This is a genomic window from Streptomyces sp. NPDC093094 (genome assembly GCF_044754345.1).
In the GTDB taxonomy this organism is placed as follows: Bacteria; Actinomycetota; Actinomycetes; order Streptomycetales; family Streptomycetaceae; genus Streptomyces.
In genome coordinates this window covers 15301-29944 of sequence record NZ_JBIVOX010000015.1, presented here as the reverse complement: position 1 = coordinate 29944, position 14644 = coordinate 15301, and the positions used below count along the sequence as shown (strand labels likewise).

Genomic DNA, 14644 nt, shown 5'->3' with positions numbered 1-14644 from the left:
CCGGCTTTCTGCCGTCCTTGTAGGGAGCCGTTCCCGTAGGGAGCCGTTCCCGTAGGGAGCCGTTCCTGCAGGGAGCCGTTCCCGTAGGGAGCGGGGCGAAGCGGGCCGGTGCTCCCGCGGACCGGCCCGCCCTCGTGGCTCAGTTCCTGGACCGCCAGCCGTGGTCCACCGGCCCGATCCCCGCGCCGAGGGCGAATCCGGCGGCGATCGCCCCGGTGACGTACTCCTTGGCCGCCGTCACCGCCTCCGGGACGGTCAGCCCCTTCGCCAGCCCCGAGGCGATCGCGGAGGCGAGGGTGCAGCCGGTGCCGTGGGTGTGCCGGTTGTCGTACCGGGGCGCGCGCAGCCAGTGCTCGACGGTGCCGTCCGTGAGCAGGTCCACGGCGTCTCCCGCCAGATGGCCGCCCTTGATCACCACCCAGCGCGGCCCGTACTCCAGCACGGCCGCCGCGGCCCGGCGCAGATCGTCCTCGGACTCGGTCCGCAGCCCCGTGAGTTGGGCCACCTCGTCGAGGTTCGGTGTGGCGACCGTCGCGGCCGGCAGCAGCCTGGTGCGGACGGAGTCCAGCGCGGAGGCGGCCAGCAGGGGGTCGCCGTGCTTGGAGACGCCGACCGGGTCCACCACGGCCGGCGCGTCCGTGCCGGAGATCAACTCGGCGACCGCCTCGACCAGTTCCGCCGAGGCGAGCATGCCGGTCTTCACGGCCTGGACGCCGATGTCGTCGACGACGCTGCGGTACTGCGCCCGCACCGCCTCCACCGGCAGTTCCCAGGCTCCCTGCACGCCGAGGGAGTTCTGCGCGGTCACGGCGGTGATCACGCTCATGCCGTGCACGCCGAGCGCGAGCATGGTCTTCAGGTCGGCCTGGACGCCGGCGCCGCCGCCGGAGTCCGAGCCGGCGACCGTCAGCACCCGGGGTATCAAGACTCCACCTCGCCGAAGTGGTCCCAGCCGCCCTTGCTCGTCCAGGGCGCCCCGTCGACGGTCACCTGGGGCAGCGCGGACGGGTTGAGCACCTCGCCGATGACCTTCCAGCGCGCGGGCAGCTTCACGTCCGGCGGGAAGGTCGCGACGATCGCGTGGTCCTCTCCCCCGGTGAGCACCCACTGCATCGGGTCGACACCGACGGCCTGGCCGATGTCGTTCATCTGCGAGGGGACGTCGATCGCGCCGGAGCGGATGTCGATACGGACCTTGCTGGCCTCGGCGATGTGCCCGAGGTCGGCGATCAGCCCGTCGCTCACGTCGCACATCGCGGTCGCGCCGAGGCCCGCCGCGGCCGGTCCCGCGTGGTACGGCGGCTCGGGACGGCGGTGGGCCTCCACGAACGCGCGCGGCGAGCGGAACCCGCGGGAGAGCACCGCGTATCCGGCGGCGGACCAGCCGAGCCAGCCGGTCACCGCGACGAGGTCGCCGGGCTGGGCGCCGGCCCGGGTGACGGGTTCCTGGTTGCGCAGATCGCCGAGCGCGGTGATCGACACGGTGATGGTGTCGCCCCGTACGACGTCGCCGCCGACCACGGAGGCACCCGCGACCTGGCACTCGTCGCGCAGGCCGTCCATCAGCTCGCTCGGCCAGGTGACCGGGAGTTCGGCGGGGACGACGAGGCCGAGCAGCAGCGCGGTCGGGACGGCGCCCATGGCGGCGATGTCCGCGAGGTTCTGCGCGGCGGCCTTGCGGCCGACGTCGTAGGCCGTGGACCAGTCGCGCCGGAAGTGCCGGCCCTCCAGCAGGATGTCGGTGCTGGCCACCACCCGGCGGTCGGGCGCGGCCACCACCGCGGCGTCGTCGCCGGGGCCGACCCGGACCGCCGGGGTGGTGGTGAGACGGGAGGTGAGCTCCCTGATGAGCCCGAACTCCCCGAGCTCACCAACAGTGCCCTTCATCGGTCTTCCGCCCCTTCTGTCCCTGTGCATGCCCGGTCGCGAGCCATCTTCGTCCTCGCTACGGTCGAGGTGACCGTCAACTTCTGCAGTGCCTGCACCCCGGCGCGCGAGCTCCGGTTCCCGCAGGTCTCCCCGCGGCGAGCGGCGACGCGATACCGTGGCGTTCCTTTTCCCCACATGATCCTCGTGGCCGCCCTGGAGGTTCCGTGGTACAGGCGTACATCCTGATCCAGACGGAGGTCGGCAAAGCGTCGACCGTCGCCGAGACCATCAGCAAGATCCCTGGTGTCATCCAGGCCGAGGACGTGACGGGCCCCTACGACGTCATCGTGCGCGCCCAGGCCGACACCGTCGACGACCTGGGCCGCATGGTGGTCGCCAAGGTCCAGCAGGTGGATGGCATCACCCGCACCCTGACCTGCCCGGTCGTCCATCTGTAGCCCCCGTCTACCCTTGGCCGGTGCACTCTTCCCGTCACCGGCTCATCGGCCTGCCCGCGCTCGCCCTGCTGCTCACCGCCGTGGGCTGCTCCTCAGGGGACGACACCGTGTCCGCGGCGGTTCCCAGCCCTGACGCGAAGGTCACCGGGCTGTGCCGCGACCTCGACGAGGTGCTGCCGGCCCGGGTGGGCGGGGAGAGCCGGGCGGATCCCGAGCCGGCGTCGGCGCTGACCGCAGGCTGGGGTGACGACCCGGCGATCATACTGCGGTGCGGGGTGATCCGGCCGCCGAAGATGGTCTCGCCCGAGGTCGCCGAGGGGCGGGACGCCGACGCGGTTCCGGGCGGGGTCGAGGGCGTCGACTGGCTGATGGAGAAGCGGGACGGGGGCGGGTACCGCTTCACCACCGCCAACCGTCAGGGCTACGTCGAGGTGACCGTGCCTTCCGGGGTCGACAGCTCGGGTGTGCTGATCGATCTGGCCTCCGCGATCAGGAGGACCGTCCCGTGGCAGGAGGGCTACACGGCGCCGTAGAGGTGCCGCAGAGATGCGGAACGGGCGCGACGGACCCGTCCGTGGTTCCTCGCGCCCGCGCGGCGGAGCCGTACGCCGGTACGGCCCCGCGTCTTCCCGGAAGAGCTACCGCAGGCCCGTCGAGCGGCGCAGCGCCGCCTGGATCAGACGGTCCACCAGCTCGGGGTACTCGATGCCGCTCGCCTGCCACATCTGGGGGTACATCGAGATCGGCGTGAAGCCGGGCATCGTGTTGATCTCGTTGATGACGAACTCGCCGTCCTCCGTGAGGAAGAAGTCGGCGCGCACGAGGCCCTCGCACGAAGCCGCCTCGAACGCCTCCACCGCGAGACGCCGGACCTCGGCGGTCTCCTGCCCGGTGAGCGGCGCCGGGACGACGCCCGGGGTGGAGTCGATGTACTTGGCGTCGAAGTCGTAGTACGCGTGCGCGTCCGGCGGGGGGATCTCGGCGGGGACCGAGGCACGGGGGCCGTCCTCGAACTCCAGGACGCCGCACTCGATCTCGCGGCCCCGCACCGCCGCCTCGACCAGGATCTTCGGGTCGTGGCGCTGCGCCTCGGCGATGGCCTCGTCCAGACCGGAGAGGTCGTCGACCTTGGTGATGCCGATGGAGGAGCCGGCCCGGGCGGGCTTCACGAACAGCGGCCAGCCGTGCTCGCCGGCCAGGTCGACGATCTTCCTGCGGGCGGCCTGCTCGTCCTGCTGCCACTCACGGGGGCGGATCACCACGTACGGACCGACCTTGAGCCCGAAGGAGGTGAACACCCGCTTCATGTACTCCTTGTCCTGGCCGACGGCGGAGGCGAGCACGCCCGCGCCGACGTAGGGGACGCCGGAGAGCTCCAGGAGACCCTGGAGGGTGCCGTCCTCGCCGTAGGGGCCGTGCAGGACGGGGAAGACCACGTCGACCTCGCCGAGGGCCTTGGGCACCGAGCCGGGCTCGCTGTAGACGACCTCGCGGCTGGCGGGGTCGACGGGGAGCACGACACCGCCCTCGCCGGACTCGGCCAGGTCGTCGACGCTGGGCGTACGGCGGTCCGTGATCGCCATGCGCTCCGGCTCGTCGGCGGTCAGGGCCCAGCGGCCGTCCCGGGTGATGCCGATCGGCAGGACCTCGTACTTCGTCCGGTCGAGGGCCCGCAGGACGGCGCCCGCGGTGACCACGGAGATCCCGTGTTCGGAGCTGCGCCCGCCGAACACGACGGCCACCCGCGGCTTGCGGGCGGCCTGCTGGGGGGTCTGGGGGAGGTTCTCGGTGCTCATATCGCGTTGAGAGTACCCGCTGGTCCCGGCTTCGTCAGTGCCCGCCGTCCGCTGTCGCTCAGCGTCGCACGGACGGTCGCTCAGCGTCGCACGGACGGTCTCCCCCGTCGTGGCCGGCGCCCGTGATCAGCGCCGCTCGGGCTTGGCGCTGCGCGACATCAGTTCCTTGAGCGCGACCACCGGCGGCTTGCCCTCGTGCACGATGCCGACGACCGTCTCGGTGATGGGCATGTCGACGCCGTGCCGGCGGGCCAGATCCAGTACGGACTGGCAGGACTTGACGCCCTCGGCGGTCTGCCGGGTGACGGCGATGGTCTCCTGCAGGGTCATGCCCTTGCCGAGGTTGGTGCCGAAGGTGTGGTTGCGGGACAGCGGCGAGGAGCAGGTCGCCACTAGGTCGCCGAGCCCGGCGAGTCCGGAGAACGTCAGCGGTTCGGCGCCCATCGTCAGGCCCAGCCGGGTCGTCTCGGCGAGCCCGCGGGTGATCAGCGACCCCTTGGCGTTGTCGCCCAGGCCCATGCCGTCGGCGATGCCCACCGCGAGCCCGATCACGTTCTTCACCGCGCCGCCCAGCTCGCAGCCCACGACGTCGGTGTTGGTGTACGGGCGGAAGTACGGGGTGTGGCAGGCGGCCTGGAGCCGCCGGGCGACCGACTCGTCGGTGCAGGCGACCACGGAGGCGGCCGGCATACGGGCGACGATCTCCCGGGCGAGGTTGGGTCCGGTGACCACGGCGATGCGGTCGGAGCCGACCTTGGCGACGTCGTCGATCACCTCGCTCATCCGCATCGCGGAGCCGAGTTCGACGCCCTTCATCAGGGAGACCAGGACCGTGTCGGGGGCCAGCAGCGGCGTCCACTCGGCGAGGTTGCCGCGCAGCGTCTGCGACGGCACGGACAGCACCGTGAAGTCGGCGCCGGCAGCGGCCTCGGCGGGGTCCGTGGTGGCCCGCAGGTTCGCCGGGAGCTCGACGCCGGGGAAGTAGTCCGGGTTGATCCGGGTGGAGTTGATCGCCTCGGCGACCTCGGGACGGCGTGCCCACAGGGTCACCTCGCAGCCCGCGTCGGCGAGCACCATGCCGAAGGCCGTGCCCCACGAACCGGCGCTGAAGACCGCCGCCTTGACCGGCTTGCTCACTGGTCCTGCCCTTCTGCCTGCCTGCCCTGGTTCTGCGCCTGGGTGCGGCGCCGCTGCTCGATCCGCTCGCGCCGCGGGTCGTAGGGCGCGTCGGGGGCCTTCTCGCCGCGGATCTCCTCCAGATGGCGGGTGATCGCCGCCATGATCGCCTCGGTGGCCTCCTTGAGCACGTCCGCGGTCATCTCACGGCCGTAGAAGGGCGAGAGGTCCACCGGCGGGCCGGCGAGGACGCGGTGGGTCTTGCGGGGCAGGAGGTCGGGCTTCTTGGCGTAGGGCGGCAGCAGTTCGTTGCATCCCCACTGGGCCACCGGGATCACCGGGCACCTGGTCTGCAGGGCGACCCGGGCGGCGCCGGTCTTGCCGGTCATGGGCCAGCCGTCGGGGTCGCGGGTGAGGGTGCCCTCGGGGTAGAAGGCGACGCATTCGCCGCGCTCCACGGCGTCGATCGCGGCACGGAAGGCGCTGAGCGCGTCGGTGCTCTCGCGGTAGACGGGGATCTGCCCGGTGCCCCGCATGGCGGCGCCGACGAATCCCTTCCGGAAAAGGCCGCTCTTCGCCAGGAATCGCGGAACCCGTCCGGTGTTGTACTGATAGTGGGCGTATCCGAAGGGGTCGACGTGCGAATTGTGGTTCACCACGGTGATGAATCCACCGTCGGCCGGAATGTTCTCCATTCCACGCCAGTCCCGCTTGAGCAGAAGCACCAGCGGCGGTTTGCAGATCACCGCGGCGAAGCGGTACCAGAAGCCGATTCTGCGGCGGGGCACGCGAGTACCTTCCTCTAGGGCCTGGGGGGCCGCACAAGTGTCGCCCCAGGCCGCCGTCCTGTCGAGAACACCGTACGCCCGCCCGTCACCCGCCACCCCCCACAGGGGGCCTCGCGTCCCTCCCGCGACAGGGGGCGCCGGCCGGGACCGGGAGAATGGCCCGGACGAGAGAGGGGCGGAACGCCGGTGCAGTGGACCTTGGTCATTCCCCTGAAACCCCTGACGCAGGCCAAGAGCAGACTCGCGGACACCGCCGGTGACGAGGTCCGCCCGGGGCTCGCCCTCGCGTTCGCCCAGGACACCGTGGCGGCGGCGCTGGCCTGTGCCGCCGTGCGCGATGTGGCGGTCGTCACGGACGACGGGCTGGCGGCGCGGGAGCTGGCGGCGCTCGGCGCGCGCATCGTCCCCGACGAACCCCGGGCGGGACTGAACGCCGCGCTGGCACACGCGGAGGCGGCCGTGCGGACTTCGCGCCCCCAAAGCCCGCTGGCGGCCCTGAACGCCGATCTGCCGGCTCTTCGACCGGTGGAATTGGCCCGGGTCCTCGACGCGGCGGCGCAATTCCCCCGTGCTTTTCTTCCGGACGCCGCCGCAATCGGCACCACGCTCCTGGCGGCCGGTCCGGGACGGAGGCTTCTCCCGGCATTCGGTCCCGGTTCCCGGGCCCGTCACCGTGAGAGCGGGGCGGCGGAACTCGCGCCGGACGGGGTGGATTCCGTACGGCAGGACGTGGACACGGGCGACGATCTGCGCGCGGCTCTCGCCCTGGGCGTGGGGCCCCGTACGGCCGCCGCGGCCGCGCGGCTGGTGATGCCCGGGCAGTAGGCTGCGGACATGCACGCGACCGCATACACGTACGACGCCGAGACGCGCAGCGGCCAGGTGCTGCTCGACGACGGCACCCCTGTCCCCTTCGGTACGGCCGCGTTCGACGCGGGCGGGCTGCGGCTGCTGCGTCCCGGTCAGCGGGTGCGGATCGAGACCGAGGGCGAGGGCGACGCCCGCAAGATCACCCTGGTGACCCTGCAGACCTTCTGAGAGCCACCGCAGACCCTCTGAACTGCGGTTCCGCGGACGACAGCGAGGCCACGGAGGTCCCGGACACGCCGCGGGCCGGGCTCCGCGGGGAGTCCGGCCCGGCGCGTGAGTGCCCTGTGCCGTCGTCTATTTGCGGGCGGTGGCCTTCTTGGCGGTGGTCTTGCGCGCGGTCGACTTCTTGGCGGGGGCCTTCTTGGCGGTGACCTTCTTGGCCGGAGCCTTCTTCGCCGCGGTCTTCTTCGCGGTCGCCGTGGTCTTCTTCGCGGCGGCGGTGGTCTTCTTCGCGGTCGCGGTGGTCTTCTTGGCCGGAGCCTTCTTCGCCGCGGTCTTCTTCGCGGTCGCCGTGGTCTTCTTGGCCGCCGCGGTGGTCTTCTTCGCGGTCGCGGCGGTCTTCTTCGCGGCGGCGGTGGTCTTCTTCGCGGTCGCGGTGGCCTTCTTCGCCGCGGCCTTCTTCACCGTGGCGGAGGCGCCTCCGGTCAGGCTGCCCTTGGGGGCCTTCTTGACGGAGACCTCGCCGCCACGCGGCAGCTTCTTCGAGCCGCTGACCAGGTCCTTGAAGCCCTGACCAGCACGGAAGCGGGGGACGGAGGTCTTCTTGACCCGAACCCGCTCGCCCGTCTGGGGGTTACGGGCGTAGCGAGCCGGACGCTCGACCTTCTCGAACGAACCGAAGCCGGTGACCGAGACACGGTCCCCCGCGACGGTCGCACGGACGATGGCGTCCAGGACCGCGTCGACAGCGTCGGCGGCCTGCTGGCGGCCGCCCAGCTTGTCGGCAATCGCTTCTACGAGCTGCGCCTTGTTCACGTCTTCCCCTTCGGAGACATCGCCAGAACGAAAGTGTTCAAGCTTTTTCGCACGTTAGGCAGATATATACCGCAAATCAAACACGAAACGGGCTAATCACCCTTGTGCCGCAACGGACTCGACCGCACCGGGCTTGTTCAGCGGTCCTCTTCGGGCAGACGCCCCTTGTCGAGGTCCGCGGTGAACCGCTCCAGACGCCTTGTCGCATCGGCGAGATCGTGCTTGGCCGCGGCCGTAATGACCAGCAGCTTCCGGGTCAGCGCCATCCGTACGCCCTCCGGGACTTGCAGTGCGCGCACTCTTGCGTGCGCTTCCTTGAGTTGGCTCGCGACCGCCGTATAGAGCTCGAGTTGGCCGTCGCGTTCCATGCACAGATTGTGCCATCTGGGGCGAGTTGTCGCCTGCTCGGGGGGCAACTGTCGCCCGGCGCAGGCGCCCGAACTCCCGCCGCAGGGACGGTGCAACGGCTCGACTACCCCGGCAAGCAGCCCTGTAACCAGGCAAGTTGGCCCGAGCGGCGCTCCCGGGCCGGGGCACCCGGACGCAGAGACGGCTGTACCCCCGATCGGGGGCGATCGGGGGTACAGGGAGGGCTGGCGGTGGCCGGAATTCGACCCCGTTCAGGGGGCGGGGTCAGACCTGGAGCGTCCGCGGCTTGTACGCGGGGCGCTCCGTCTCGTACGCGGCGATGTCGCCCTCGTTCTGGAGGGTGATGGAGATGTCGTCCAGACCGTTCAGCAGCCGCCAGCGGGAGTTCTCGTCCAGCTCGAAGGAGGCGGTGATGCCCTCGGCGCGCACCTCACGGGCCTCCAGGTCGACCGTGACCTCGGCCTGCGGGTCGCGCTCGGTGAGCTCCCACAGCGCGTCCACGGTCTTCTGCTCCAGCACGACCGTGAGCAGGCCGTTCTTCAGCGAGTTGCCGCGGAAGATGTCGGCGAAGCGGGAGGAGATCACGGTCTTGAAGCCGTAGTTCTGCAGCGCCCAGACGGCGTGCTCACGGGAGGATCCGGTGCCGAAGTCGGGGCCGGCGACCAGCACGGTCGCCCCCTGCCGCTCGGGCCGGTTGAGCACGAACTCCGTGTCCTTGCGCCATGCCTCGAACAGACCGTCCTCGAAGCCGTCCCGGGTCACCTTCTTGAGCCAGTGAGCAGGGATGATCTGGTCGGTGTCGACGTTGGAGCGGCGCAGCGGGACGGCCCGGCCGGTGTGCGTGGTGAATGCTTCCATGGCTGATCAGACTCCAGCGGGCGTACGGGTCTCGGCGTCGGACAGGTCGGCCGGGGAGGCCAGGTGGCCCAGGACGGCCGTGGCGGCCGCGACCTGCGGGGACACCAGGTGGGTCCGGCCGCCCTTGCCCTGCCGGCCCTCGAAGTTGCGGTTGGAGGTGGACGCGGAGCGCTCACCCGGGGCCAGCTGGTCGGGGTTCATGCCCAGGCACATCGAGCAGCCCGCGTGCCGCCATTCGGCGCCGGCGTCCTTGAAGACGACGTCCAGACCCTCGGAGACGGCCTGCAGGCCCACCCGCACGGAGCCGGGGACGACCAGCATCCGTACGCCGTCGGCGACTTTGCGGCCCTTCAGCAGGTCGGCGGCGGCGCGCAGGTCCTCGATGCGGCCGTTGGTGCAGGAGCCTACGAAGACGGTGTCCACCTTGATGGAGCGCAGCGTCTGACCGGCCTCCAACCCCATGTACTCCAGGGCCTTTTCGGCGGCGAGGCGCTCCGAAGCGTCTTCGTACGAAGCCGGGTCGGGGACGGACGCCGAAAGCGGTGCGCCCTGGCCCGGGTTGGTGCCCCAGGTGACGAACGGCGACAGCGCGGCGCCGTCGATGACGACCTCGGCGTCGAACTCGGCGTCGTCGTCGGTGCGCAGCGTCCTCCAGTACTCGACGGCCGCGTCCCAGTCGGCGCCCTCGGGGGCGTGCGGGCGGCCCTTGAGGTACGCGAAGGTGGTCTCGTCGGGGGCGATCATGCCCGCGCGGGCGCCGGCCTCGATCGACATGTTGCAGATGGTCATCCGGGCCTCCATCGAGAGCTTCTCGATGGCCTCGCCGCGGTACTCCAGAACGTAGCCCTGACCGCCGCCGGTGCCGATCTTCGCGATGATCGCGAGGATCAGGTCCTTGGCGGTGACGCCCTCGGGCAGTTCGCCGTCGACCGTGATCGCCATGGTCTTCGGACGGGCCAGGGGCAGCGTCTGGGTGGCCAGCACATGCTCGACCTGCGAGGTGCCGATGCCGAACGCCAGTGCGCCGAAGGCGCCGTGCGTGGAGGTGTGCGAGTCACCGCAGACCACGGTGGTGCCGGGCTGGGTCAGACCCAGCTGCGGTCCCACGACATGGACGACGCCCTGCTCGACGTCGCCGAGCGGGTGCAGCCGTACGCCGAACTCCGCGCAGTTCTTGCGCAGGGTCTCCAGCTGGGCGCGGGAGACCGGGTCCGCGATCGGCTTGTCGATGTCGAGGGTGGGGGTGTTGTGGTCCTCGGTGGCGATGGTCAGGTCGAGACGGCGCACCTGGCGGCCGCTCTTGCGGAGGCCGTCGAAGGCCTGCGGGCTGGTCACCTCGTGCAGCAGGTGCAGATCGATGTAGAGGAGGTCGGGCTCGCCCTCGGCGCGCCGGACGACGTGGTCGTCCCAGACCTTCTCCGCGAGTGTCCTACCCATCGCTTTCCCTCCGGCCGGCAAAGGTGCGCCGGCCCAACTAGAGATCTTGAGGAGACGGCGCCCGCACCCCTGATCCGGGCGCTCGCCGCCAGGCCCGTTGGTCCGCGGGCCGCTGTGTCTCCAAGGGTTGCGCGTTCTCTGGAAAATTGAACTTGCGTTTCACAGAGTGAGACGCAAGTATCGTTGCATGGACAACAGTAGCGGCGTCGGCGTTCTGGACAAGGCGGCCCTCGTCCTGAGCGCTCTGGAGTCCGGTCCGGCCACCCTCGCGGGTCTGGTCGCGGCCACCGGACTGGCACGACCCACGGCCCACCGCCTGGCCGTGGCTCTGGAACACCACCGCATGGTGGCACGCGACATGCAGGGCCGGTTCATCCTCGGCCCGCGCCTGGCAGAACTGGCGGCGGCGGCCGGCGAGGACCGCCTCCTCGCCACGGCGGGCCCGGTGCTCACCCATCTCCGCGACGTGACGGGCGAGAGCGCGCAGCTCTACCGCCGCCAGGGCGACATGCGCATCTGCGTCGCCGCGGCGGAGCGTCTGTCCGGACTGCGGGACACCGTCCCGGTGGGCTCCACGCTGACGATGAAGGCCGGTTCCTCGGCGCAGATCCTCATGGCCTGGGAGGAGCCCGAGCGCCTCCACCGCGGCCTTCAGGGCGCCCGCTTCACGGCGACGGCCCTGTCGGGCGTGCGCCGCCGCGGCTGGGCGCAGTCGATCGGCGAGCGCGAGCCGGGCGTGGCCTCGGTCTCCGCGCCCGTACGGGGTCCCTCCAACCGCGTGGTGGCCGCGGTCTCCGTCTCCGGCCCCATCGAGCGTCTCACCCGTCACCCGGGCCGTATGCACGCCCAGGCGGTCATCGACGCCGCGGCCCGTCTCTCCGAGGCCCTGCGCCGCACGGGCTGAGTGCACGGCATCGCCGTACGTCGGGAAAGGGCGGCCTCAACGCCGCGGCGGCCCTTCTCCGGCGTCAGGTGACACCTCCGGCCTCCAGGGGGGGGCGGGGAACTGCGCGAGCGGCCACGGACGGCCCCGCGCCCGCCCCACACCCCACGCCCGACAACCCGACGGCCCGACGGCCCGACGACGAGGAATCCGCGACCACCGGCCGTCCGCCGGCGGTCGCGCCGTCATGAGCCGGACGACCGCTCCTGGGCGGCCGCGCCGCCCGACCGGTGCGCGAACCGGTCCTTCGCGTAGCGCCCGCGCTCCGCGAGCGGCACCTGTCCGTGCGCCGCGGCGAGACCGAACGCCGGCATGTCCCCGTAGATCGCCTCGTAGGACCCCTCCGGCACGATGTACGCCTCGTGCCAGATCCCGACCCTCCCCCGCACCTTCCCCTCGCGCTCCATCCGGTTGATCCGCCCCCAGGCGGTGTGATGGAGGCCGTCCGGCGCGCTCGCGTACGCGTACAGCTTCTCCTTCGACTCCCAGTACTGCACGACGTAGTACGTCCGCGGGGACGCCGTCAGCAGCACCCGCGACAGCAGTCCGCGCCCGGGGTCCTTCTTGAGCTCCGCGAGCATCCGCAGCATCCCCAGCAGCACCGGCAGCCACTGGTGCACCGCCCAGAAGCTGTTGATCCGCATCCCGATCAGCAGGACGACCACGTCCCCCCGGGCATCCGCCGTGGTGCGCCGCGCGCCGCGGCCGCCTACGTTCTCCGAGTCCGCCATGCTTGGATAGTGCCGCTACCCAAGGAGAGGCGCAAGAGATGCGGCTGGCCGAACTGAGCGACCGCAGCGGTGTCCCCACCGCGACGATCAAGTACTACCTGCGCGAGGGTCTGTTGCCGCCGGGCCGGCAGATCAACGCGACCACCGCGGAGTACGACGGGACCCATCTGCGCCGGCTGCGGCTGGTGCGGGCGCTGATCCAGGTGGGCAGGGTGCCGGTGGCCGCCGCCCGGGAGGTGCTCCGGCACGTGGACGACGAGTCCCTGGGGCGCACGATCCGGCTGGGCGCGGCGCTGTGGGAACTGCCGCAGGGCCCCGAGCCGGACGAGGAGTCCCCGGCGACGGCCACCGCGCGCGCGGAGGTGGACCGGCTGCTGCGGACGCTGGGCTGGGACTCGGCGCGGGAGATCGGCTCGCTCTCCCCCGTGCACAGGTCGCTGGTCGCGCTGGTGGCCGTGCTGCTGCGGCTCGGCTATCCCTGCGACGCCGAACTCATGGCGCCGTACGCGCAGTTGATGCACGAGGCGGCGCGGCGCGATCTCGACCGCCTGGAGACGCTCGACTCCGACACGGAGAAGGTCGAACTCGCGGTGTCCTCCGCGGTGCTGTTCGAGCCCGTGCTGCGGGCGCTGCACCGGCTGGCACAGGAGGAGGAGTCGGCCCGGCGGTACGGGATCACCTGACACGGGGCCGCGCGCGAAGGCTCCGGCGGCCGTACGCAGGAAGGCCCTCCGCCGAAGCGGAGGGCCTTCCTGTGCTGTACCCCCGACCGGATTCGAACCGGCGCTACCGCCTTGAGAGGGCGGCGTGCTAGGCCGCTACACAACGGGGGCGTGGACACTGCGTTTCCGCAGGCCCGAGCTGGTCTACCTGGACTCGAACCAAGACTAACTGAACCAGAATCAGTCGTGCTGCCAATTACACCATAGACCAATGTGGTTTAGACCAGTCAGTACCCCCGACCGGATTCGAACCGGCGCTACCGCCTTGAGAGGGCGGCGTGCTAGGCCGCTACACAACGGGGGCCCTAGCGATCCTGCATCAAGGTCAGCGGGAGCTACCCAACTGTCCTCGCGGGAAGGATCTGTACCCCCGACCGGATTCGAACCGGCGCTACTGCCTTGAGAGGGCAGCGTGCTAGGCCGCTACACAACGGGGGCTTTGCAGATAAGCTCTGCGAGCTGGCCTACCTGGACTCGAACCAAGACTAACTGAACCAGAATCAGTCGTGCTGCCAATTACACCATAGGCCACTGGAACTCAAGCCCCTGGGGGGTTCTCGTTCTAGCTTGCTCCTCGGGGTTTTGGCCTTTCGGCTCGCTCCCCTCGGCGCAGGAAGAACATTACCTGAAGGTGTCCGGGGCTCCAAAACGGGTATCGGCGCCGAGGACCGCGGGCAGTTCGGCGAGACTCCCGATCCGGTGCCCTCCGGGCGGCGCCGGAACCGTGGCGGACCTGCCCTCGCGGTCGATCCAGACGGACAGCAGGCCCGCCTCCGCGGCGCCCCGGCCGTCGATCTCGGGGTGGTCGCCGACGTACGCGACCTGGTGCGGGGGCAGCGCCAGGGCCTCGCAGGCGGCGAGGAACGCGGCCGCCTGCGGCTTGGAGACGCCCAGCTCGGCGGCGCACAGGATCGACTCGAAGCGGCCGTGGAGCCCGAGCACGCGCAGCTTGCGGTCCTGGACATGGAGGCTGGAGTTGGACAGGACGCTGTGCCGGTAGCCGGCCGCAAGGCTGTCCAGGGCGGGCACGACGTCCGGGAAGACGGCCCAGGCGGCCTCGTAGTGGGTCATGTAGCGCTCGAACCAGGCGTCCGCCTCCGCGTCGCTCATCCCCTGCCCGAGGAAGACCCTGACCCGGTCCCTGCGCTGCCCCCGGAACGTCGTCTCCCCCGCGGAGAACCGCGCCCACTGCGCGTCCGTGGCCTCCCGCCACCGCACGAGGGCCGCCACGGGGCCGCCGTACCGCTCCATCAGCCCCTCGGCGACGAGGTGGGACCGCATGCCCTCCCGGTCCGCGGTCGTGTAGTCGAACAGCGTGTCGTCCACGTCCCAGACCACGGCCCGAATGCTCATGATCCGACCGTAACCCGCCGGGCCCGCCGACGGGCCGGATACGGCGAAGCGGCCCGGCTGGCACACTTGGGCCATGAGCGAGTACCGCGTCCAGTTCACCGTCGAGGCCCGCACCGCGTACGACGCCCTGCCTCCCTCGCGCCAGGCCCACCTGGACAGGGCCGTGGGGATACTGGCCCGTGATCCGTTCCGGAAGCACTCGACCGCGCAGCTGGGACCCGACGAGCATCTGCGCAAGGCGTACGTGGCCCCCGGCGTGATGCTGGAGTACATGGTGGCCGGCGCGATCATGGTCGTCGTCGTGCTGGAGATCTTCGACGAGAGCGCCTATCTGATCGACGAGGCCGACGCGCAGTGAG

General features: G+C 71.2%; 18 protein-coding genes and 5 tRNA genes. 7 read left to right on the top strand and 16 right to left on the bottom strand.

What is annotated here, in order from left to right; genetic code table 11:
- Positions 1 to 139: 139 nt before the first annotated feature.
- Together thiD and ACIQGV_RS28550 are read right to left on the bottom strand one after the other, a co-directional pair.
- Positions 140 to 925 carry a bifunctional hydroxymethylpyrimidine kinase/phosphomethylpyrimidine kinase gene (gene thiD / locus ACIQGV_RS28555; RefSeq protein WP_402499166.1) on the bottom strand — a complete coding sequence of 262 codons (786 nt, stop codon included), beginning with the start codon at positions 923 to 925 and terminating at the stop codon, positions 140 to 142.
- The gene (locus ACIQGV_RS28550; protein WP_402499163.1) at positions 922 to 1887 is read right to left on the bottom strand and encodes a thiamine-phosphate kinase; all 966 of its coding nucleotides are present in this window, start codon (positions 1885 to 1887) and stop codon (positions 922 to 924) included. The genes thiD and ACIQGV_RS28550 overlap by 4 nt, the downstream gene beginning before the upstream one ends.
- Before the next feature lie 206 nt (positions 1888 to 2093).
- Between ACIQGV_RS28550 and ACIQGV_RS28545 the strand changes: the two genes are divergently transcribed.
- Both ACIQGV_RS28545 and ACIQGV_RS28540 read left to right on the top strand, forming a co-directional pair.
- The gene (locus tag ACIQGV_RS28545; protein WP_003997603.1) at positions 2094 to 2327 is read left to right on the top strand and encodes an Lrp/AsnC family transcriptional regulator; all 234 of its coding nucleotides are present in this window, start codon (positions 2094 to 2096) and stop codon (positions 2325 to 2327) included.
- Positions 2328 to 2347: 20 nt separating this feature from the next.
- A complete protein-coding gene (locus tag ACIQGV_RS28540) occupies positions 2348 to 2860 on the top strand; it encodes a DUF3515 domain-containing protein (RefSeq protein ID WP_402499161.1) in 513 nt (170 codons plus the stop codon).
- Positions 2861 to 2965: 105 nt separating this feature from the next.
- On the opposite strand, the gene ACIQGV_RS28535 is transcribed toward ACIQGV_RS28540, so the two are convergent.
- The 3 genes from ACIQGV_RS28535 to ACIQGV_RS28525 all read right to left on the bottom strand — a co-directional run bounded on the left by ACIQGV_RS28535 (position 2966) and on the right by ACIQGV_RS28525 (position 6027).
- A complete protein-coding gene (locus ACIQGV_RS28535; RefSeq protein WP_402499159.1) occupies positions 2966 to 4123 on the bottom strand; it encodes a D-alanine--D-alanine ligase family protein in 1158 nt (385 codons plus the stop codon).
- Positions 4124 to 4249: 126 nt separating this feature from the next.
- Positions 4250 to 5260, bottom strand: a complete 1011-nt coding sequence (locus ACIQGV_RS28530) for an NAD(P)H-dependent glycerol-3-phosphate dehydrogenase (protein ID WP_402499156.1) — start codon at positions 5258 to 5260, stop codon at positions 4250 to 4252.
- A complete protein-coding gene (locus ACIQGV_RS28525; RefSeq protein ID WP_402499153.1) occupies positions 5257 to 6027 on the bottom strand; it encodes a lysophospholipid acyltransferase family protein in 771 nt (256 codons plus the stop codon). The genes ACIQGV_RS28530 and ACIQGV_RS28525 overlap by 4 nt, the downstream gene beginning before the upstream one ends.
- Before the next feature lie 186 nt (positions 6028 to 6213).
- Between ACIQGV_RS28525 and cofC the strand changes: the two genes are divergently transcribed.
- Both cofC and ACIQGV_RS28515 read left to right on the top strand, forming a co-directional pair.
- A complete protein-coding gene (gene cofC / locus ACIQGV_RS28520) occupies positions 6214 to 6852 on the top strand; it encodes a 2-phospho-L-lactate guanylyltransferase (protein WP_402499150.1) in 639 nt (212 codons plus the stop codon).
- Positions 6853 to 6861: 9 nt separating this feature from the next.
- On the top strand, positions 6862 to 7065 hold the full coding sequence (locus ACIQGV_RS28515) for a hypothetical protein (RefSeq protein ID WP_402499148.1): 204 nt from the start codon (positions 6862 to 6864) through the stop codon (positions 7063 to 7065).
- Positions 7066 to 7191: 126 nt separating this feature from the next.
- Here the strand turns inward: ACIQGV_RS28515 and ACIQGV_RS28510 are convergent, their stop codons facing one another.
- The 4 genes from ACIQGV_RS28510 to leuC form a co-directional block, all read right to left on the bottom strand.
- On the bottom strand, positions 7192 to 7872 hold the full coding sequence (locus ACIQGV_RS28510; RefSeq protein ID WP_402499146.1) for an HU family DNA-binding protein: 681 nt from the start codon (positions 7870 to 7872) through the stop codon (positions 7192 to 7194).
- 137 nt (positions 7873 to 8009) lie between these two features.
- Positions 8010 to 8240 carry a hypothetical protein gene (locus ACIQGV_RS28505; protein ID WP_402499143.1) on the bottom strand — a complete coding sequence of 77 codons (231 nt, stop codon included), beginning with the start codon at positions 8238 to 8240 and terminating at the stop codon, positions 8010 to 8012.
- Between the two features lie 265 nt (positions 8241 to 8505).
- Positions 8506 to 9099: a 3-isopropylmalate dehydratase small subunit gene (gene leuD / locus ACIQGV_RS28500; protein WP_402499141.1), complete on the bottom strand. Its 594-nt coding sequence runs from the start codon at positions 9097 to 9099 to the stop codon at positions 8506 to 8508.
- Between the two features lie 6 nt (positions 9100 to 9105).
- A complete protein-coding gene (gene leuC / locus ACIQGV_RS28495) occupies positions 9106 to 10536 on the bottom strand; it encodes a 3-isopropylmalate dehydratase large subunit (RefSeq protein ID WP_402499139.1) in 1431 nt (476 codons plus the stop codon).
- A gap of 187 nt (positions 10537 to 10723) precedes the next feature.
- Between leuC and ndgR the strand changes: the two genes are divergently transcribed.
- Positions 10724 to 11440 carry an IclR family transcriptional regulator NdgR gene (gene ndgR / locus ACIQGV_RS28490; protein ID WP_015036427.1) on the top strand — a complete coding sequence of 239 codons (717 nt, stop codon included), beginning with the start codon at positions 10724 to 10726 and terminating at the stop codon, positions 11438 to 11440.
- A gap of 224 nt (positions 11441 to 11664) precedes the next feature.
- Here ndgR and ACIQGV_RS28485 read toward each other — a convergent pair whose 3' ends face one another.
- Positions 11665 to 12210 (bottom strand): DUF4188 domain-containing protein, encoded by a 546-nt coding sequence (locus tag ACIQGV_RS28485; protein ID WP_402499136.1) that lies wholly within the window; start codon positions 12208 to 12210, stop codon positions 11665 to 11667.
- A 38-nt stretch (positions 12211 to 12248) separates the two neighbouring features.
- On the opposite strand from ACIQGV_RS28485, the gene ACIQGV_RS28480 reads away from it, so the two are divergent.
- Positions 12249 to 12893, top strand: coding sequence for a MerR family transcriptional regulator (locus tag ACIQGV_RS28480; RefSeq protein ID WP_402499134.1), 645 nt, complete (start codon positions 12249 to 12251; stop codon positions 12891 to 12893).
- A 77-nt stretch (positions 12894 to 12970) separates the two neighbouring features.
- On the opposite strand, the gene ACIQGV_RS28475 is transcribed toward ACIQGV_RS28480, so the two are convergent.
- The 6 genes from ACIQGV_RS28475 to ACIQGV_RS28450 all read right to left on the bottom strand — a co-directional run bounded on the left by ACIQGV_RS28475 (position 12971) and on the right by ACIQGV_RS28450 (position 14285).
- Positions 12971 to 13043: transfer RNA gene (locus ACIQGV_RS28475), tRNA-Glu, on the bottom strand.
- A gap of 28 nt (positions 13044 to 13071) precedes the next feature.
- Positions 13072 to 13143, bottom strand: a tRNA-Gln gene (locus ACIQGV_RS28470).
- Positions 13144 to 13163: 20 nt separating this feature from the next.
- Positions 13164 to 13236 (bottom strand) — tRNA-Glu (locus tag ACIQGV_RS28465).
- A gap of 61 nt (positions 13237 to 13297) precedes the next feature.
- A tRNA-Glu gene (locus tag ACIQGV_RS28460) sits at positions 13298 to 13370 on the bottom strand.
- A 21-nt stretch (positions 13371 to 13391) separates the two neighbouring features.
- Positions 13392 to 13463, bottom strand: a tRNA-Gln gene (locus ACIQGV_RS28455).
- Between the two features lie 90 nt (positions 13464 to 13553).
- Positions 13554 to 14285 carry an HAD family hydrolase gene (locus ACIQGV_RS28450; protein ID WP_402499131.1) on the bottom strand — a complete coding sequence of 244 codons (732 nt, stop codon included), beginning with the start codon at positions 14283 to 14285 and terminating at the stop codon, positions 13554 to 13556.
- 73 nt (positions 14286 to 14358) lie between these two features.
- Between ACIQGV_RS28450 and ACIQGV_RS28445 the strand changes: the two genes are divergently transcribed.
- The gene (locus tag ACIQGV_RS28445) at positions 14359 to 14643 is read left to right on the top strand and encodes a hypothetical protein (protein ID WP_402499129.1); all 285 of its coding nucleotides are present in this window, start codon (positions 14359 to 14361) and stop codon (positions 14641 to 14643) included.
- Position 14644 lies beyond the last annotated feature (1 nt).